We start from the raw sequence: 16,829 nt of genomic DNA on the forward strand, positions 1-16,829 counted from the left end.
GGTGGTTGCTTTTATGCTTTTAATAGAGTGTAAAAATAAAATAACACTCATAATAAATTTTATTATTTTTATATAAAAGTCATCTTTTAAAATAATAAAAGTTTTGTGGAGTTAGTAAGCCATCTAAGGGTTGATCCCAACTTTGACGTTTTAAAGTATGCTCAATAAATTGAAATTGATGGGCTACACCCAAACGATAAGGCTTATGTTTTGCACTTGCCAATGTGCGGTCATAATAGCCGCCTCCCATACCAATACGCGTACCGTATTGATCACAAGCTAAAAGTGGCATCAACAGTAAATCAATTTTTGATACATGTTCTCCTCGAGTTGTCATGGGTTCTTTCATGCCCAATGGATGATGAGAAAAACGTCGATTTAAATATTGGTTTCTAGATATTTTTACCCAAACTAAACGTTGATTCATAGAGCAAATCATAGGTAAATAAACTTGTTTATTTTTTTGAAAACATAACTTTATGAGAAGGTCGGTATGGATTTCTCCAAAGGCATGTAAATATAAACCAATTTTTTTTGATGTATGAAAAATAGCAAGTGTATTTAAATGATGGAGAACATTAAGCTGAGCTTGTTTTTGCTCAAAGAGAGTTAAAGAGCGTCTTTTAGATCTTAAATTTTTTCTAATAAAACTAAGTTCATTCATATGTAAATTTAACAAAGATTTGAGATCAGTCGTGCAAAATTATACCTATTTTTTTATAGCTTTATGGAAATAGAAGAGTAATTGGAAGATAACATTAAATTTATTTGGTTAATTGCCTTAAACAGAGGTAATAGATCTTCTTTTAACGATAAAACATTCTATTTCTTTACGTATTACCAGTATTTATTTACATTTAATGAGTTAAGAATATTTAAAAAGATGAATATGAAATTGTTAAGCCTATGAAGTTAAAAATTTTAACCATTACAATAAGCGCCGTATTGCTACTTGGTGGGTGCACAAAACAAGCAGAGCCTGAAGCTGCTGAAGTTGACTATAAAGCTCAATTTGAAGAGTCTGACCGTAAAATCGGAGAATTTCTAGATCAATTAGATAATCCGAAAACACCACAAGAGGTTAAAGTCAAAATCTTGTGCCATGATTATCCGGAAGTTTATAAAACCCAATATATGCCCGCATTAATAAAAATTTCACCCAAACCTTATACCGAAGAAAAATTGTTGTCAGATTTGAAGAGTGCAACTGACTACTACAAAGAAGCCTTTGCGATTAGTTGTAATCAATAAGCCAATTGATGTTTTAAGTCTCAAAAAATCCGACAAATGTGAATTGATTGGCATTATTAAGTTGTGATAAATTTCATTTTGTCTTTATAGTCGCTAATTTAGGGGGTTCTAGATATGGAAATCTTGAAATTCTTACAGAGTTTTAATACAGTCGGTACATACTTAACAATTGCTTCAACCATATTAGGTGGGCTTATTATTTATTTTTACGTAATTAATCCAGCGTGATCTTTTAAAAAGAAATAGTTAGAAATTTCTATTTCTTTTTTAATAATTAAATTCTGTCATTAGTTTTAAACTATAAAAAATAAGGTAGGGTCATGAAGTTTAAATTGTTTCTTCTTGGTTTTTTGTCTTTAAGTTGTCACGCCAACGAAAACGTAAGTGATCCCGAGATTTGTAATGTGGTGAAAGAAGTTGCTTATACTGTGATGGAGGCACGTCAACAAAAAGTTCCATCTCAAGACTTACAACAGATAGCGAATGGTCTCGAAGATCCAAAAGCAAAACAACTTTATCAAGATTTAATTAATTCAGCTTACTCTGTCAAAGTATTTAGAACAGATTTCTTTAAAAGAAAAGCAATAGAAGATTTTCAAACAGGTTGGTATGAAGAGTGTCTTAATAAAAATAAAATTAGAGAGAGTTGAATAAATTAAATATATAAGCTGCAATTTAATGTTTAAAAAGAAAATTTTAGACTGAAAGGTCTGTATGAAAAGCTAAATTAAAATAAATATTTTGAATTTTTCTTAAAGTTAAAACTAAATGCTCCGAAGATGCCGCTGCATGTGTCGTTACCCTGAACCCGATGAGTTCAAGGTGGACGCGACGTATACTTGCTGGGTTTCCTACACGAAGGTAGGCATACACTCTAAATATACAGAACACATCCATAAGTTTAAGTATCGGCAGGGGAATAGACCCGCTGGCGAACATCCCAGAGACAAGTTAAGTATAACCGATCTGACCCTGTTGGCAATCACCTAAACCTCTGGAACTGTAAACTTAGTTTGCGTTTGATGAAGCTTTGTACACTCACAAGCATAAATTAAATTTCAATGTGCTAGATAGCCTCAATAAAAAACGCCTTGCATCTATTATTCATAGAGCAAGGCGTTTTCTTATGGATAGTTTATTAAACAATTTGTTCAACATCATCCAATATCGTTTGCAGTAAACGTTCACAGTGAGTGTATTCTTGCAAAGACTTATTAAGGCTTAGTACTTCTTGAGTCAATTGTAGAGCAACCATAATGACCAGTTTATTGTGCTCAACACGTGGAGCACTACGGCGCATTTCATTAAATTTCTCATTGAGAAGTTCTGCTGCACGTTCAAGTTCATCTTTTTTATCTAAAGTAGTCGCGAGTCTAAAGGTCTGCTCAATCAGCCTAAGCTCTACCATGACTTGTTCACTCATGATTGGGTCTCCTCACCAGTTTCAGCGTTTGGATGGGCAAGTTGCTGAATTTCTTGAGTATGCTGATCTTGGGCAGTACCTAAAATTCCTAAGCGTTGAATAATGGCTTCAACTTTTGATTTAGCAAGCTCATTTTTTTGTAACAAACGATCACGATCTTGTTGTAAATCATGAAGCTCCTGTTGGGTTTGACGCTGGTGGGCTTGTAACTTTTCTTTTGCAACACGTAATTCATTGCGTTCGGCAAGAATTTCTTGAAAACGATTTTTTAAATCAGTCGTGCTTTTTTCTAGTCGGCTATAACGTTCAGCAAGTGTGTTAGCATCCTGATTCAACTGCTGAAATTGACCTTTTAACTGAGATAGTTGCTCAGTTACCGACTCAATTTCCTCTTGTTTTTTAGTGATAATACTATTTTTTTGCACAACTTGTGCGTGATGCTCTGTTTCAGCCAGTTCTTTAGCTTCTGAGAGTGTCGCATGTTCACTCTCTAAATGATGTAAGCGTGTTTTTAATACGCTAATATGCGCTTGTAGCCGCTGTAATTGTTCTAACATAACGAGGTCGCACAGAATTGCAATCAAAGGTAATATATACAAAGTATAGAGATTGGATAAACGAATGCAAGACGATATTTCAGGCTGGACAGATTGGAACGCTCATTTTGAAGGAATTGAAGAAATTTCAAGCCCTAGTGAGTTACATGGTTTGTTAACAGGTATTGTTTGTGTGACAGAAGCGCCAACGCGTGAAGAATGGTCACAAATTTTAACAACCCTTAATGTGCCAGCGTTAAGTGAAGATGCTTTAGTACTTTTAACTGATGAAGCAGAAGATGTCGTTCACGCTATATCTGATGATGAATTAGATTACTTACCGATGCTTCCTGATGATGAGCACCCACTTCAAGAGCGTGTGCAAGCTTTATCAGATTGGTGTGCAGGTGTTGTATTAGGTTTTGGGTTGGCATCGGGTCATATTCGTGATGATGAACGTGAGTTGATTGAGAACCTTCAAGATATTGCAGCAGTTGAATTTGAAGACTCTGATAATGATGAGGAAGGTGAAAGCAGTTACGAAGAATTGTATGAATTTGTACGCTTAATACCTGTAAGCTTGTCTATTGGTAGAAAAAAAATCACTGTATCTGAAAGTTCTTTATTGAAAAACTTTCATGCAAAAATTAAATCTGCTGCTGTAGATACAGAACAAACTATTGTAGAAATGTTTACTCCACATCGCCCAAGTTAATTGAGGCGATGTGTTATTGGTTGTATTTTATTTTTTAACTTTAAAATTCTAAATCAAGTAGATCATTATGAAATTGCCTCAAGCTGATTTTCGACATCGTAGAGACCGTCTGGCAGAAAAAATGGGTCCAAACAGTATTGCAATTATTGCAACGCGTGAGGAAATGTACCGTAATCGTGATGCGGATTATAAATTCCGCGCCGATAGTAGTTTTTTCTATTTGACGGGCTTTGCTGAGCCTGAGGCGGTTGCTGTCATTGAAACTTTCGAGGACGATGATTATAGCTATAGTCTTTTTTGCCGTGAACGCAATCGTGAGATGGAAATCTGGAATGGTTTTCGTGCTGGAGTTGATGGTGTAGTTGAAGACTATGATGCTGATGAAGCATATGTAATTGATTTGCTTGATGAAGAGATTATTGAAAAATTATTAAATAAAGAGCGTCTTTATTATCGAATTGGGCACAATGCTGCGTTTGATGCGCGGGTGAGTCAGTGGATTAAAAAAGCAGATGACGAACACCGACATGAGAGTGCTCCAGCTCAATTGCTCCAGCTCGACCGTATTGTTGATGAAATGCGTTTGGTCAAGTCACCACAAGAACTTGAGCTAATGCAAATTGCTGCAAACATTAGTGCCGAGGCACATACTCGTGCGATGCAAACGGTACACCCAGAAATGATGGAATATGCTCTTGAAGCTGAACTCAATTATATTTTTGGGAAAAATGGTTGTGTCCCGTCTTATAACAGTATTGTAGGCGGTGGTGCGAATGCTTGTGTTTTGCACTATGTTGAAAATAATAAGCCATTAAAAAATGGTGATTTAGTCTTGATTGATGCTGCATGTGAATATGAATTCTATGCTTCGGATATTACCCGTACTTTTCCAGTAAATGGTAAATTTAGTGCTGAGCAAAAAGCATTATATGAAGTTGTATTGGCTTCCCAATATGCGGCCATTGACGCAGTTCGTATTGGTAATTCTTACCGTGAACCTCATGAAGTTGCAGTCAAAATTTTAACTGAAGGCTTAGTTAATTTAGGTTTGCTCAAAGGCGAAGTTAACGAACTTATCCAAACCGAAGCATACCGTCAGTTTTATATGCATGGCACAGGACATTGGTTAGGTATGGATGTACACGATGTTGGATCTTACAAAAAAGGTGAAGACTGGCGTCAATACGAAGAGGGTATGGTTATTACAGTGGAACCTGGTTTATACATTGCGCCAGATGATGAAACTGTAGATGAAAAATGGCGTGGTATCGGTATTCGTATTGAAGATGATGTGGTCGCAACATCGAAAGGGCCACGAGTTTTAACTGCTAATGTAGTTAAAGATATTGCAGATATTGAACATTTAATGGCGCAAGCTAAAGCATAATTAAACGTATTCGCCCAAGGAGCAAAACTCGATGCAACAACAAGTGATTATTGTAGGTGGGGGTATGGTTGGTTTGAGCCTTTCGCTCATGCTGGCGAAGGCCAATATTGCGGTAAAGCTATTAGAAGCTGTGAAATACCCAAACTATGATGATCAAAATGTTGCCCCTTACCATTCGAGTTTTGATGCACGTAATACGGCTTTATCACGTCGTAGCGTACAGATTTATCAGAAGCTAGGGTTGTGGGATGCATTACAGCAACATGCTACTCCAATTTTACAAGTTCACATTACTGAGCAAGGCAGTTTTGGTAAAGCACGTTTAATCGCAGAGCAAGAAAAAGTTGAAAGCTTTGGGCAAGTGATTGAAAATGCTTGGCTTGGTCGTGTTCTGTTAACTCAAGTGCGTCAACAACCTTTGATTGAGCTGATTGATGGCGTACAAGTTACGGCTTTAACTCAAGATGCTGAACAAGTGCATATTGAAGCTCAACGTGGTGAAGAAACCTTAAAACTTGAGTCAAAATTATTAATTGCGGCTGATGGACGCGATTCTTTTTGTCGTCAGGCAATTGGCGTTGGTGTGGATGTCCATGATTATGATCAGGTTGCAATTGTCACTACGGTTCAGACATCAAAACCGCATGAGCAGGTAGGTTTTGAACGGTTTAGTGCTTTAGGCCCTTTAGCCTTATTGCCTTTGCCTGGTGAGTACCGCCGCTCGGTCGTATGGCCTGTGAAAAAAGGTACCGAAAATGAATGGCTAGGTGAAGAAAATGACCAACACTTTTTAAGTGCTTTGCAACAAACCTACGGTGATCGAGCGGGTAAATTTGAAAAAACGGGTAAGCGTTTTAGTTATCCACTTTCACAAGTGCTTGCCCATAAACAAGCTGTTGGCCGCGTTATTTTAATGGGGAATGCAGCACATACAATTCATCCGGTTGCAGGACAAGGTTTTAATTTATGCCTACGTGATGCAGATGTTTTAGTGCGTTATTTAGTGAATCAGTTAACCAGTTCTGATGATCTAGGTGCCCCTGATAACTTACTTGCTTATGAACAAGCTCGATTATCAGATCAGCAGCGAGTAATTAAGTTCTGTGACACAGTCGTTCGTGGTTTTAGTAACCAAAATCCATTATTAAAATTAATTCGTAATACAGGATTAATTGCATTTGATGTCATTCCGGGTGTAAAACCATTGGTGGCTAACTATGCAATGGGGTTAAAAGCATGAGTGAAGTGTTGGATGTCGTCATTGTTGGTGGTGGATTGGTTGGTGGTTTAACTGCTTTATTACTTGCGCAAGGTGGCGTACAACCCACAGTGCTTGATGCGGCTCCTGTACTTGATGTTGAGAAAACATTAAGTGTGATGAATCCACGTGTTTTGGCGCTTAGCCAAGCGACCATTCATTTGCTTAAAACGGTAAATGTTTGGGATGATCTTGCGCGCCAAATGCCTTATACAGGCATGCAAGTCTGGAATCTTAATGGCTATGGTGAAATTAATTTTGGCCAAGAGTCGCAACAAAGACCGATGCCTGAGCAAGCCTTGGGTTCTATGGTAGAGCCGAGTGTATTAAATGTTGCCATTCAACAAAAAATGTTAGAGCAATTAACAGATTACCGTACCCAAGTTCGTGTTACTCGTATTGAGCAGGGTGTTGGATGTTGGCATATTCAATTGGCAGATGGTACTACGCTTAAAACTAAACTGCTTATTGGTGCAGATGGTGCTAATTCATTTGTTCGTGAACAGGCTTTTATTGACCTCGATGTACTGGATTACAAACAAGCAGCGATTAGCTGTGCCATTAGAACTGCAAAACCTCATCATTATGTTGCCCGTCAAATTTTCTTACCTACAGGACCTTTGGCATACTTACCTATGGCAAGTCTTGAAGAAACTGAAAACGGCTACTGGCAATCAATTGTCTGGACACTACCAGATGATTATGCCGATGAATATTCAGCTTTAAACGATACCGATTTTATGCAGCTTTTAACTCAAGAAAGTCAACACATGTTGGGTGAGGTGTTAGAAGTTCGTTCTAGAGCACAATTTCCGCTGAAAGCTCGTGCTGCAAAACAATATGTAAAAGCAGGCTTAGCTTTGATTGGTGATGCTGCACATGTGATTCACCCACTTGCTGGACAAGGGGTAAATATCGGCTGTCTGGATGCAGCAGTGCTGTGTGATGTGTTGCTTCACGATTTAAACCGTGGTGCATGGGCTCATGAACAAACTTTAATGCGTTATGAGCATCGCCGTAAAGGTCAGAATGATGCAATGATGCATAGCATGTCGGCAATTGGTTGGCTTGAAAGTAGTGAATTATTTCCAATAGTTTGGGCTCGCAATATGGGGCTTAAGCAGGTTGAGCAGACTCCTGCTTTAAAAGAGCGATTTATGCAACAAGCAAATGGTTTAGGGGCTTTACAAAGTACCCGCTATAGGCATTAAAATATTTACTGGGCCTATACTCTACTGAGCGAATTAAATGCCAGTAGATAATTTTTGAACAATCATTTATATATCATTACCAATTTGGTTATAAAAGATACGTAATTGACCAAATTGGCTCTTTGCTAAATGCAAAGAGGTTGCTAAATTTCTGAGGTCTTGGGACCATAGCAATGATGCAATAAAATCATTCTGGGGAGTGTGAAATGTCAGATATCAATGATTATGAAGATGCAGAAGATTCTGCTGTAGATGAAGATGAAGCGAAAGCAGCTGAAAGCGGTGCGGCTGATGAAGAAGCAGGCAGTATGAGTGATACTGATCTTGCTGAGGCAGAAACGCTGACTGTAACTGCTAAACAGAAACAGCGCCAAGCGCTGGAAGATGAAATCGCCGCATTTTTAGCTCGGGGTGGGAGAATTACCGAAGTTCCCCCAGATGAACATAGCGACCATTAATCTTAAAAAGCATCACATGAGTGGTGCTTTTTTATTTGTATGAATTTATCAAAATAGATTTAAAGAGAGCTTTGCAGTTCTTTTAAAATCCCACATTCATCTACTGTTCGATTGGTAGAGCAGTGCTGTTTTAAATCAATTAAAGATTCCTTTAAAAGCAATAATCGTTCAATTTTTTCTGATACTTCATTTAAGTATTTATCTACTAAGTTATCAATTTTTGTACATGCCTGTTTAGGCTGAGTTTTCATTTCTTTTAACGTTTTAATATCACTGAGTGAAATATCGAGTTCGCGGCAATGCTTAATAAACAATAGGTCACCCAGTGTTTGCTCAGTATAAACACGATAATTATTTTCTGAACGTTGGATACGATCAAGTACACCTACTTTTTCGTAATAACGGATCGTATCAATTGGAACATCCGCTTTTTTTGATAATTGACCAATAGAAAGATTCATAAGGCTTGACTCTGGAGCTACTCAAGGGTTTCTAATCACTATAAAAGAGTTCTTGAGGAAATAAAATGGCTGGATGTGGTTGTGCTTCGACATGTTCTCCTTCAAAGAAAGTGAGTCCACGATTTAGAAAAGCGTTATGGATTGCACTTGTCATTAATGCATTGATGTTTGTGGTAGAAATTTTTGGGGGTTATAAAGCCCAATCAGTTTCACTGTGGGCAGATGCATTAGATTTTGCCGGAGATGCAGCGAACTATGCGTTATCGTTAGTCGTTCTTTCGATGAGCTTATATTGGCGTGCAACGGCGGCATTAGTGAAAGGAATAACGATGGCAGCTTTTGGTATTTTTGTCATTGGAAAAGTGGTCTGGTCATATTTTCATGGTGTTCCACCCGAAGCTATGGTGATGGGCGCAATTGGCGTGATGGCTTTAGTTGCTAACGTTTCTGTCGCGCTTATGCTTTACGCATTCCGTGATGGAGATGCCAATATGCGTTCTGTCTGGTTGTGCAGCAGAAACGACTCTATTGCCAATGTTGCGGTAATTCTAGCGGCGGTTGGAGTATTTGGAACAGGTAGTGTATTTCCTGATTTATTTGTTGCCTTTGTCATTGCGTACTTGGGCGTATCTTCTGGCTATGCTGTTATAAAACAGTCACAGCAAGAAAGAAAACAGTCAAAACTGGTGTTGGGCTCAGAAGCATAGTTTTGAGTGCATAAAAGTACCATTCAAACATGGTACTTTTTGCTGTTTTAAATGAACTAGATGAGTAGTGATATTGCGATACTCCACATAACGCAACCAATAATAAAGTCTAAAACCTTCCAAGCTTTTGGATTGGTAAATAACGGTTTTAATAATCTTGCACCATAGCCCAAACTGAAAAAGAAAATCCACGAGGCTACAATGCTGCCCAAAGCAAAACTAATTTTGTCTTCTAGCTGGGTTGCCACTGAACCAATCAGAACAATGGTATCTAAATAGACATGTGGGTTGAGCCAAGTAAAGGCAAGACAGGTCACTAGTGCTTGAGTTAGAGTCTGTTTTTGACCGCTACCAAGCTCCATGCTTTGGGTGGACTTAAAGGCCGCGTAGAATGCTTTCGCGCCGTAAACCAATAAGAACGTTGCCCCTAAATATTTAGCGACCGTAATTAAGATCGGTGATGCGGTCATGATTTCGGCAAAACCTAATACACCAAAAGCGATTAGAATCGAGTCGGAGAGCGCACAGATTAAACATAACCAAAATACATATTGCTGTTTAAGGCCTTGTTTTAAAACAAAAGCATTTTGAGCTCCAATTGCTACAATAAGTCCGCTACCAATACCGAAACCTTTAAAAAATATACTAAGAGAGAACATAACAATAAGGTGAAAAAATCAGATGTAGGAATTATCTGACTTTTTATTAAGAAATAAGTAAAATTAAGAATATTTAGGTTTGGCTAAAAAATATTTAGGTTTGATATGTTAGATAGCAAACAATGTGAAGCCTTTCTTGCAGTAGCAGAAGCAGGAAGTTTTGATGCGGCAGGAGAGCATTTATATATTACGCCCTCGGCAGTATCCTTACGTGTGCAGGCCTTAGAAAAGTATTTAGGCCAAATTTTAATTATACGTGGTCGTCCATGTGTACTCACACAAGCTGGGCAAACGCTACTACAGCATTTACGTCATACACGATTAATGGAGCAAAACTTATTACAAGGTTTGATGGGTAAATCATCTGAATCGGAATTTTATAAAATTGCTCTGGCTTCAAATGCAGATTCGTTAGCCACTTGGCTTTTACCTAGCATCCAGCAAACGCTTTTTAAAGAAAAAATAGTCTTAGAACTAAAAATTGATGATCAATCTCATACTCATACTTTATTAGAAACTGGACAAGTCAACGCCTGTATCTCGGCAGAAGAGCAGGTCATGTCAGGCTGTTTAGCTCAACCGCTGGGGAAAATGCGTTATAAAATGTTGGCTTCGGCCGAATTTGCTGCCGACTGGTTTAAACATGGCGTAAACCGAGAAACTTTAAGAAATGCACCTGCAGTCATTTTTAACCATAAAGACCTTATGCATTCAGAGGTATTACTGAAATATTATGGATTGTCCTTGCAGAGTTATCCTTACAGTTTTATTCCTGCTACAGATGCCTTTGTAAAAGCGATTCAATTGGGTTTGGGATATGGCATGGTACCTGAGCTTCAGGTGCAATCTTTATTAACCAATGGAACTTTACTGGATGTTATACCCGAAGCTGAGCTCGACATCCCGTTATATTGGCACCATTGGAAAAGGCAGTCTAGACAGTTAGATGCACTGACGGAGACTATTGTGGAGTCAGCAAAACACATATTGAGATAGCGTTTAGGTATTTTTAAAAGCCATAAAGTTTATTCCAGTTTTGAAGTTGTTTTTATCTTTAATATTATTATGCAAAATTTTGGCATGGTGATGACACAGACTATTCGTCATCACCATGCTTAATTTTTAACTAAGCTTGAGTTAATTCAAGCGCGCGTTGATAAGCGATTTTTTTCTTAATGCCTGTTAAATCGGCAGCAAGTTGAGATGCTGCTTTAACAGATAAGTCTTGAAGTAAGCGCTTTAAAAGCTCATCTAGTTTTTCTTGCTCTAGATCTGTTTTTGCAGCTGCACCACCCACAACCACTACAATTTCACCTTTTTCTTGGTTATGGTCATTTTCAATGAAGCTGACCAAATCTTTTAACGTCATTTTTTTGATGGTTTCAAAGGTTTTAGTAATTTCACGTGCAAACCCTACAGGACGGTCTTCACCAAATACCTGAGCCATATCTTTAACAGACTCTAAAATACGATGGGGTGCTTCATAGAAAATTAAGGTTTGGGTTTCGTTTTTAAGTTTTTCTAATTGAGAAATACGTTGCGAAGCTCTAGATGGCAAAAAGCCTTCAAAGCTAAAACGATCACTCGGTAAACCTACCGCACTTAAAGCAGCAATCGCAGCACATGCACCTGGTACAGGAACGACTCTAATGCCATGCTCTTGAGCAGCACGGACTAATTTAAACCCTGGATCACTAATGAGCGGTGTACCTGCATCACTAATTAACGCAACGCTATCGCCGGCAAGTAGTTTTTGAACTAACTGCTCAATTTTATTACTTTCATTGTGATCATGACATGCAGTAAGTTGAGTCGATATATTATAGTGTTTAAATAATTGTGCAGATTGGCGAGTATCTTCGGCAGCTACAATAGAAACTGATTTTAAAATATCAATTGCACGGAAAGTCATATCATCTAAGTGCCCGATTGGGGTGGCTACAACAAATAACTGAGCACTCATTTGGTTTTACTCCGTACAGATAAACAATTTTAATGGGGTAGTTTACCCGAAATTATGATTTGGGCGTGAACAATGTCTGCCAGCTTGAGCTTTTCGAAGGTGATCTGATTTTCATTTGTTCAATTCAGATTTGATAGGGCGAATGAATTTAAGAAAATAAGTTACGTATAAAGACATGTAGAGATGCTTTTTAATTGGGGAAAATAAAAATGTTATTAGCACAGCAATTGGGGAAGTGGGCAGAGCAAACGGCTTTGAACCTTTTACAAGCACAAAACTATGTGTGGGTCACAAGTAATTACCATTCACGCCGTGGCGAAGTTGATTTAATCGTCAAAAGAGGGCAAGAGTTAGTTTTTGTTGAAGTAAAAGCACGCACTATAGGAAATTATGGGCAGGCTTGTGAAATGGTAACGTGGACAAAACAGAAGAAAATTATCAAAACTGCGATGCGTTTTTTACAGCGCTATCCATCTTATCAGGATTTTTATTGTCGTTTTGATGTGATTTGTTTTGATTTTCCACAGAAAATTGCAAAAACAGTACAGCATGACTTTTCAAAATTCCATTATGATCTGCAATGGATCGAAAATGCATTTACTTTGGATTAAGAGTTCATTACTCTTTTGAGCAAATTTAAGTCTGATGCTTTATGATCAAGCCAAGAAATTGATAGGAGTCTGGTGGAGTGTTAAAACGTATTGCTGTAACAATGCTTTGTGTCGCAAGTTTATCAGGTTGCGCAAGTTTTATTTCTGGTGGAACAGGCACAGCTCCAGTGGGCACAGATAGTGGTGTCCGTAGTCTAGGCCAAGTATTCATTGACTCTTCAATTAAACGTACAGCAAATATCAATATTTATAAACTTGATCAACGTTTCAAGCAGTCGCGTATTAATATCGAAAGCTTCCATAGTACAGTTTTATTAACTGGCCAAGTTCCAGACCCGTACTTAAAACAATTGGCAGAAGATAATCTTAAAGCCATGAGTGATGTGAAAGCTGTACATAACTATATTACGGTGGGTAACAAAGTCAGCTATAACACCATCATGCAAGATGCAGGTGTAACAGCAAATACGCGTGCCCTTTTAATGAAGGCACCTGTGGTTTCTGATAGTAAGGTTCTGGTACATACCGAAGACGGCGTGCTTTATGTAATGGGGCGTTTAAATACAGCTGAAATTAATGATTTAAATAGCGTCTTACAAAACGTCGGTAACGTCACCAAAATTGTCACTTTAATTGATAATATTGATTTGGCGCCTGCACCAGCAGCGAGTGCGGGTAGCACAACGACTACACCGATTATTAATAACGTCATTGCTCAGCCAACAGTTCAAACACCTGTTGCAATTGATCCTGACCAAACAGCTCCTGCTTCGACTGCACAGTAATATATGAATCTGATTGAACAACTGCAAAGCAGAATTGAACAGGCGCGAAGTCTTTATAAAGAGTTCCGCCTGTATGATTTGGGGAGTTTTGCTTTAAACCGTTTTACGCCAAAAGATGGTTTTGAACAGGTTCCAAATATTCGTTATGGTCTAAAGCCTCGCCACCGTTTGGATATTTACCGATCTGTTAAAAAGCTAACTCATCAACCTCTCATTGTTTTTGTGCATGGTGGAGCTTGGCAGCATGGTAACAAACGAGATTATCTTTTTATTGGTGAGACATTTGCCAAAGAAGGCTATGACGTTGCTGTTATTAACTACCAGTTAGCACCTAAAAATATTTTCCCAAGTTTTGTTGATGACCTGACTCAGGCATTGAATTATTTGCATCAAAACCAAGGAAAACTGGAAATTTCTACAGAAAATATTGTACTTATGGGACACTCAGCAGGGGCATTTAATGTGATGTCTGCTGTTTATCACCCAAAACCAAACACTATTCAATGTTTGGGCAATATTAAAGCGATTTTTGGTTTAGCTGGCCCATATCATTTTGACTATAAGGGCGATCCGATGGCCGAAGATGCTTTTGACCAAAGTATTTCTTATCAAGAAGTGATGCCATATTATTTCGTCAATCAAAATAGTATTAAACATTACTTACTCATGGCTGAAAATGATCAGCTTGTCGGTAAAGAAAATACTTTGGATTTGGATCGCGCTTTAAGGCAAAGTGGAAATCACAGCCATATTGCCGTGATTCCTAAAACTGGCCATATTACAATTTTGGCCAGCCTTTCTAGTTTCATTAGTCATTATTTCAGGACTAAAAGAACTATTTTGCATTTTCTTGAGGAAGTGTTTTAAACGAGAGTATCGCTTAAAACACAACAGATTACCCAGCTTGGGTAATCTGCATAATCATTGAATGAGCAATACTACCTTTAAATGGAATTTCAGGTAATTGATCAATTTTGAAGAATTGTGCATCTGCAATTTCTTCTTCTTGCAGCTTAATTTCACCAGACTCATATTCTGCTCTAAACGCAACCATAAGGTTACTTGGGAAAGGCCAAGGTTGACTTGACATATATTGAACATTTTTGAGTCGTAGGCCTACTTCTTCAAAAGCTTCGCGTTGTACTGCTTCCTCTAGAGTTTCACCCACTTCAACAAAGCCTGCAATCAAACCATACATGTTGGTTTTATTGTGGACTGACTTTGCCAGTAAGATTTCATCATCACCTCGAGTAATGACGGTAATAATGCACGGGTTTACGCGAGGATATTGGTGATAGCGACAAGAAGGGCATACCATTGCGTATTCAGTTGGATGAACTTCTGTCGGGTGTCCGCAGTGACTACAAAACTTATGATTGCGTCGCCATTCAAGTAACTGAACAGCTCGGCTTGCTTGCAAAAACTGTTCTTTCGACCAACTTGTAATGAGTTGGCGAATTGGAACTAATTGTAAGCCTTCAGGGATAGGTTCCTCAGCAAGTAAGTCACGTGCAATGACCTGCTCATCATGAGTGAAAAGTAAATCACTTGCTAACTTTTCGACTTTGGGTAGTTGAAGGTTTTGATCAACCAGTAATTGTTGATGATGGAAAATATAAGCAAGTGATAATTCAGACATTAAGCTGCCTTTTTTTGAAGTTGTTGACTACTCGACAATGCTACATTAAACATGGATTGTAGAACAGGTTGTTTATTTTTTAAATTGTCAACCAACATGTCAAGGCCTGCTAATACGTTAAAAATACAGTGAATTTGGTTTGTATTAAAAGGCTGGTTTTGTTCAAGTTGCTGTTGAACAAATTGAGCAGTTTGAAGTAAAGCCTCTTGTTGAATTGTACTTCCGAGAAATTCTGCTGCACCCGCCAGCTCTTTTAATGAACCTGCAATTGCTTCAATATTTTGTGTAGGATCATTTGCATACAACGTAAGGCTCTGACAAATAAAATCAATTAAATTTTTTGTCTCTGTGAGTAAGGCTTGATGTGCCTCATCAAGGCGATCTAAAGAAATATTTGTATTGTTCACATTAAGCTGTAAACGACTAGATGTATATTGGCGTACCAAAATACCAATTGAGTTCATGGCCGACAAAATGCTGTCCATAAGCTGCTGAGCATAGTTTTCATTACTTAATATATTGAGCTGACTTAAACTGCTCGCTTGTTGAGAAAGTTCAGATGCAGCTTCATCAAGATTAAGCAGTTTAAATGTATAGGCTAATTGCAAAAGACTCGTTTGTAATTGCTGTGCTTTTTCAGGCGACATATTTTGATAGTTATATTCAATATCATTACGCACTTTGTTCATTTCGCTCAATATTAATTGGCTGACTGTGTGCATGGTGTCAAAGTCAGGCCCATAAAGATGACGGCTTAAAACGAGCAATTGAGTGTCTGTAGGTATTTCTTTACCGATATGGAGTTGGCTGCGAATATGGTGCGCAACTTCATCTTCTTGAGCGATAACAATACTTAAAATATCTGCAAGTGCAGCCAAATCCGGCTTAAAAGTTTCAGGACTTGCTAAGAACTGACCAATATAACTTTCAATATTAATGAGTACACGTAGGCGTGAATCATTTAAAAGCAGGTTATCAATATGGTCGAAAGCATAATTTACGAGTTGCCAATATTGTTGGCTTAGCTGATGGTTTGCCATGCTAACCAAATAAGTACCAATCAGTTTAAAAGCTTGAAAATTATGATTAGCTTCTGTCTTGTTTAAAAATTGATGTAGAGATAGCTTATAAAGTTGATGAATAAACTGAGTTGTTTCATTAATGAATACTTCTGGTAAAGGAAGTTCAAGAGAAGTATTTGCAATTAATGGAACAATTGCTTGTCCTGAAGATGTCAGGGGCTTATTTAAAGCTAATTCTAAATTGTTTAAAGTATTAAGAAGAAACTGAGGGACTTGTAATTCACGCAGACAGATAAAATCAATATATCGTTTTACCATGGTCGTGCCTTCACTCAGCGCAACCACATCATTGGTGTTAATTTGCGTTGGCTTGGCAATAATCTTTTGCATCAGCTCAGTTGAATATTGAGTGATTTTTGCAAGATAGTGGATATCAATTAAACGGAGGACTTGAGTGCATTGCTTAAATTGTTCTAATGCATCATCAATGCCAAAAGGGAGTGTTTGTTCCTCAATTAAAGTACTTACTGCGCCTTCAACCAGTTTTATTGAACGATCAATTTCATGTTTAATGATGAGTAAAGCTGTTGGATCGAAATGAATCGAAGTATGCTCAGACATAAACGTTCCCCTTTGCAAAAAAATCAATTGTTATATTCGTAGTGCTCGGTAATTTGAGCTAAAAATCTATGTGACTAATATAACTTAACTTACAAAGGGGAAAAGCTAAAAACGCTAAAGAA

Annotated in this window: 21 protein-coding genes and 1 other RNA gene; 13 read left to right on the forward strand and 9 right to left on the reverse strand. The window is 37.9% G+C overall.

Features of this window, described 5'->3' with window-relative positions:
- Positions 1 to 79: 79 nt before the first annotated feature.
- Positions 80 to 664 (reverse strand): 5-formyltetrahydrofolate cyclo-ligase, encoded by a 585-nt coding sequence (locus KTH84_RS08645; protein ID WP_262472906.1) that lies wholly within the window; start codon positions 662 to 664, stop codon positions 80 to 82.
- Positions 665 to 906: 242 nt separating this feature from the next.
- Here KTH84_RS08645 and KTH84_RS08650 point away from each other — a divergent pair, with 242 nt between their 5' ends.
- The 3 genes from KTH84_RS08650 to KTH84_RS08660 all read left to right on the forward strand — a co-directional run bounded on the left by KTH84_RS08650 (position 907) and on the right by KTH84_RS08660 (position 1,901).
- Positions 907 to 1,251, forward strand: coding sequence for a hypothetical protein (locus KTH84_RS08650; protein WP_262472871.1), 345 nt, complete (start codon positions 907 to 909; stop codon positions 1,249 to 1,251).
- Positions 1,252 to 1,365: 114 nt separating this feature from the next.
- Positions 1,366 to 1,479, forward strand: coding sequence for a hypothetical protein (locus KTH84_RS08655; RefSeq protein ID WP_262472872.1), 114 nt, complete (start codon positions 1,366 to 1,368; stop codon positions 1,477 to 1,479).
- A 92-nt stretch (positions 1,480 to 1,571) separates the two neighbouring features.
- On the forward strand, positions 1,572 to 1,901 hold the full coding sequence (locus KTH84_RS08660) for a hypothetical protein (protein WP_262472873.1): 330 nt from the start codon (positions 1,572 to 1,574) through the stop codon (positions 1,899 to 1,901).
- A gap of 116 nt (positions 1,902 to 2,017) precedes the next feature.
- On the opposite strand, the gene ssrS is transcribed toward KTH84_RS08660, so the two are convergent.
- From ssrS to KTH84_RS08675, 3 genes are all read right to left on the reverse strand, one after another.
- Positions 2,018 to 2,201, reverse strand: a non-coding RNA gene (gene ssrS, locus KTH84_RS08665) — 6S RNA.
- Positions 2,202 to 2,389: 188 nt separating this feature from the next.
- Positions 2,390 to 2,674: a cell division protein ZapA gene (locus KTH84_RS08670; RefSeq protein ID WP_003652859.1), complete on the reverse strand. Its 285-nt coding sequence runs from the start codon at positions 2,672 to 2,674 to the stop codon at positions 2,390 to 2,392.
- On the reverse strand, positions 2,671 to 3,231 hold the full coding sequence (locus KTH84_RS08675; protein WP_133974696.1) for a hypothetical protein: 561 nt from the start codon (positions 3,229 to 3,231) through the stop codon (positions 2,671 to 2,673). Before KTH84_RS08675 ends, KTH84_RS08670 begins: the two co-directional genes overlap by 4 nt.
- Positions 3,232 to 3,295: 64 nt before the next feature.
- Here KTH84_RS08675 and KTH84_RS08680 point away from each other — a divergent pair, with 64 nt between their 5' ends.
- The 5 genes from KTH84_RS08680 to KTH84_RS08700 all read left to right on the forward strand — a co-directional run bounded on the left by KTH84_RS08680 (position 3,296) and on the right by KTH84_RS08700 (position 8,239).
- Complete coding sequence (locus KTH84_RS08680; RefSeq protein ID WP_133974694.1) at positions 3,296 to 3,925, forward strand: UPF0149 family protein; 630 nt, start codon at positions 3,296 to 3,298, stop codon at positions 3,923 to 3,925.
- Between the two features lie 67 nt (positions 3,926 to 3,992).
- A complete protein-coding gene (pepP, locus tag KTH84_RS08685; RefSeq protein WP_262472874.1) occupies positions 3,993 to 5,312 on the forward strand; it encodes a Xaa-Pro aminopeptidase in 1,320 nt (439 codons plus the stop codon).
- 31 nt (positions 5,313 to 5,343) lie between these two features.
- Entirely contained in the window at positions 5,344 to 6,552 is a 1,209-nt protein-coding gene (ubiH, locus tag KTH84_RS08690; protein ID WP_133974690.1) for a 2-octaprenyl-6-methoxyphenyl hydroxylase, read from the forward strand.
- Positions 6,549 to 7,781, forward strand: a complete 1,233-nt coding sequence (locus KTH84_RS08695) for an FAD-dependent monooxygenase (protein WP_262472875.1) — start codon at positions 6,549 to 6,551, stop codon at positions 7,779 to 7,781. Before ubiH ends, KTH84_RS08695 begins: the two co-directional genes overlap by 4 nt.
- 206 nt (positions 7,782 to 7,987) lie before the next feature.
- Complete coding sequence (locus KTH84_RS08700; RefSeq protein ID WP_003652849.1) at positions 7,988 to 8,239, forward strand: hypothetical protein; 252 nt, start codon at positions 7,988 to 7,990, stop codon at positions 8,237 to 8,239.
- A 59-nt stretch (positions 8,240 to 8,298) separates the two neighbouring features.
- Here the strand turns inward: KTH84_RS08700 and KTH84_RS08705 are convergent, their stop codons facing one another.
- On the reverse strand, positions 8,299 to 8,700 hold the full coding sequence (locus KTH84_RS08705) for a MerR family transcriptional regulator (RefSeq protein WP_133974685.1): 402 nt from the start codon (positions 8,698 to 8,700) through the stop codon (positions 8,299 to 8,301).
- Positions 8,701 to 8,765: 65 nt separating this feature from the next.
- Here KTH84_RS08705 and KTH84_RS08710 point away from each other — a divergent pair, with 65 nt between their 5' ends.
- The gene (locus KTH84_RS08710) at positions 8,766 to 9,407 is read left to right on the forward strand and encodes a cation transporter (RefSeq protein ID WP_133974683.1); all 642 of its coding nucleotides are present in this window, start codon (positions 8,766 to 8,768) and stop codon (positions 9,405 to 9,407) included.
- A 56-nt stretch (positions 9,408 to 9,463) separates the two neighbouring features.
- Here KTH84_RS08710 and KTH84_RS08715 read toward each other — a convergent pair whose 3' ends face one another.
- Positions 9,464 to 10,066, reverse strand: coding sequence for a LysE/ArgO family amino acid transporter (locus tag KTH84_RS08715; RefSeq protein WP_133974681.1), 603 nt, complete (start codon positions 10,064 to 10,066; stop codon positions 9,464 to 9,466).
- A 105-nt stretch (positions 10,067 to 10,171) separates the two neighbouring features.
- On the opposite strand from KTH84_RS08715, the gene KTH84_RS08720 reads away from it, so the two are divergent.
- The gene (locus tag KTH84_RS08720) at positions 10,172 to 11,062 is read left to right on the forward strand and encodes a LysR family transcriptional regulator ArgP (protein ID WP_262472876.1); all 891 of its coding nucleotides are present in this window, start codon (positions 10,172 to 10,174) and stop codon (positions 11,060 to 11,062) included.
- Positions 11,063 to 11,192: 130 nt separating this feature from the next.
- On the opposite strand, the gene rsmI is transcribed toward KTH84_RS08720, so the two are convergent.
- Positions 11,193 to 12,029, reverse strand: coding sequence for a 16S rRNA (cytidine(1402)-2'-O)-methyltransferase (gene rsmI, locus KTH84_RS08725; RefSeq protein ID WP_133974677.1), 837 nt, complete (start codon positions 12,027 to 12,029; stop codon positions 11,193 to 11,195).
- Between the two features lie 209 nt (positions 12,030 to 12,238).
- Here rsmI and KTH84_RS08730 point away from each other — a divergent pair, with 209 nt between their 5' ends.
- The 3 genes from KTH84_RS08730 to KTH84_RS08740 all read left to right on the forward strand — a co-directional run bounded on the left by KTH84_RS08730 (position 12,239) and on the right by KTH84_RS08740 (position 14,292).
- Positions 12,239 to 12,640, forward strand: a complete 402-nt coding sequence (locus tag KTH84_RS08730; RefSeq protein WP_003652834.1) for a YraN family protein — start codon at positions 12,239 to 12,241, stop codon at positions 12,638 to 12,640.
- A gap of 77 nt (positions 12,641 to 12,717) precedes the next feature.
- Entirely contained in the window at positions 12,718 to 13,425 is a 708-nt protein-coding gene (locus KTH84_RS08735) for a BON domain-containing protein (protein WP_042898263.1), read from the forward strand.
- Positions 13,426 to 13,428: 3 nt separating this feature from the next.
- Positions 13,429 to 14,292, forward strand: a complete 864-nt coding sequence (locus KTH84_RS08740; protein WP_202742796.1) for an alpha/beta hydrolase — start codon at positions 13,429 to 13,431, stop codon at positions 14,290 to 14,292.
- Between the two features lie 28 nt (positions 14,293 to 14,320).
- Here the strand turns inward: KTH84_RS08740 and nudC are convergent, their stop codons facing one another.
- Both nudC and KTH84_RS08750 read right to left on the reverse strand, forming a co-directional pair.
- A complete protein-coding gene (gene nudC, locus KTH84_RS08745; protein WP_005303431.1) occupies positions 14,321 to 15,064 on the reverse strand; it encodes an NAD(+) diphosphatase in 744 nt (247 codons plus the stop codon).
- Positions 15,064 to 16,707 carry a chemotaxis protein gene (locus KTH84_RS08750; RefSeq protein WP_262472877.1) on the reverse strand — a complete coding sequence of 548 codons (1,644 nt, stop codon included), beginning with the start codon at positions 16,705 to 16,707 and terminating at the stop codon, positions 15,064 to 15,066. The genes nudC and KTH84_RS08750 overlap by 1 nt, the downstream gene beginning before the upstream one ends.
- Positions 16,708 to 16,829 lie beyond the last annotated feature (122 nt).

Origin of the sequence: Acinetobacter sp. WU_MDCI_Abxb74 (assembly GCF_025513915.1) — a bacterium.
Taxonomy (GTDB): Bacteria; Pseudomonadota; Gammaproteobacteria; order Pseudomonadales; family Moraxellaceae; genus Acinetobacter; species Acinetobacter calcoaceticus_C.

Coding starts and splice junctions, on each gene's coding strand:
- KTH84_RS08645 (WP_262472906.1), bottom strand. CDS start 664: ATGAATGAACTTAGTTTTATTAGAAAAAATTTAAGATCTAAAAGACGC.
- KTH84_RS08650 (WP_262472871.1), top strand. CDS start 907: ATGAAGTTAAAAATTTTAACCATTACAATAAGCGCCGTATTGCTACTT.
- KTH84_RS08655 (WP_262472872.1), top strand. CDS start 1,366: ATGGAAATCTTGAAATTCTTACAGAGTTTTAATACAGTCGGTACATAC.
- KTH84_RS08660 (WP_262472873.1), top strand. CDS start 1,572: ATGAAGTTTAAATTGTTTCTTCTTGGTTTTTTGTCTTTAAGTTGTCAC.
- KTH84_RS08670 (WP_003652859.1), bottom strand. CDS start 2,674: ATGAGTGAACAAGTCATGGTAGAGCTTAGGCTGATTGAGCAGACCTTT.
- KTH84_RS08675 (WP_133974696.1), bottom strand. CDS start 3,231: ATGTTAGAACAATTACAGCGGCTACAAGCGCATATTAGCGTATTAAAA.
- KTH84_RS08680 (WP_133974694.1), top strand. CDS start 3,296: ATGCAAGACGATATTTCAGGCTGGACAGATTGGAACGCTCATTTTGAA.
- pepP (WP_262472874.1), top strand. CDS start 3,993: ATGAAATTGCCTCAAGCTGATTTTCGACATCGTAGAGACCGTCTGGCA.
- ubiH (WP_133974690.1), top strand. CDS start 5,344: ATGCAACAACAAGTGATTATTGTAGGTGGGGGTATGGTTGGTTTGAGC.
- KTH84_RS08695 (WP_262472875.1), top strand. CDS start 6,549: ATGAGTGAAGTGTTGGATGTCGTCATTGTTGGTGGTGGATTGGTTGGT.
- KTH84_RS08700 (WP_003652849.1), top strand. CDS start 7,988: ATGTCAGATATCAATGATTATGAAGATGCAGAAGATTCTGCTGTAGAT.
- KTH84_RS08705 (WP_133974685.1), bottom strand. CDS start 8,700: ATGAATCTTTCTATTGGTCAATTATCAAAAAAAGCGGATGTTCCAATT.
- KTH84_RS08710 (WP_133974683.1), top strand. CDS start 8,766: ATGGCTGGATGTGGTTGTGCTTCGACATGTTCTCCTTCAAAGAAAGTG.
- KTH84_RS08715 (WP_133974681.1), bottom strand. CDS start 10,066: ATGTTCTCTCTTAGTATATTTTTTAAAGGTTTCGGTATTGGTAGCGGA.
- KTH84_RS08720 (WP_262472876.1), top strand. CDS start 10,172: ATGTTAGATAGCAAACAATGTGAAGCCTTTCTTGCAGTAGCAGAAGCA.
- rsmI (WP_133974677.1), bottom strand. CDS start 12,029: ATGAGTGCTCAGTTATTTGTTGTAGCCACCCCAATCGGGCACTTAGAT.
- KTH84_RS08730 (WP_003652834.1), top strand. CDS start 12,239: ATGTTATTAGCACAGCAATTGGGGAAGTGGGCAGAGCAAACGGCTTTG.
- KTH84_RS08740 (WP_202742796.1), top strand. CDS start 13,429: ATGAATCTGATTGAACAACTGCAAAGCAGAATTGAACAGGCGCGAAGT.
- nudC (WP_005303431.1), bottom strand. CDS start 15,064: ATGTCTGAATTATCACTTGCTTATATTTTCCATCATCAACAATTACTG.
- KTH84_RS08750 (WP_262472877.1), bottom strand. CDS start 16,707: ATGTCTGAGCATACTTCGATTCATTTCGATCCAACAGCTTTACTCATC.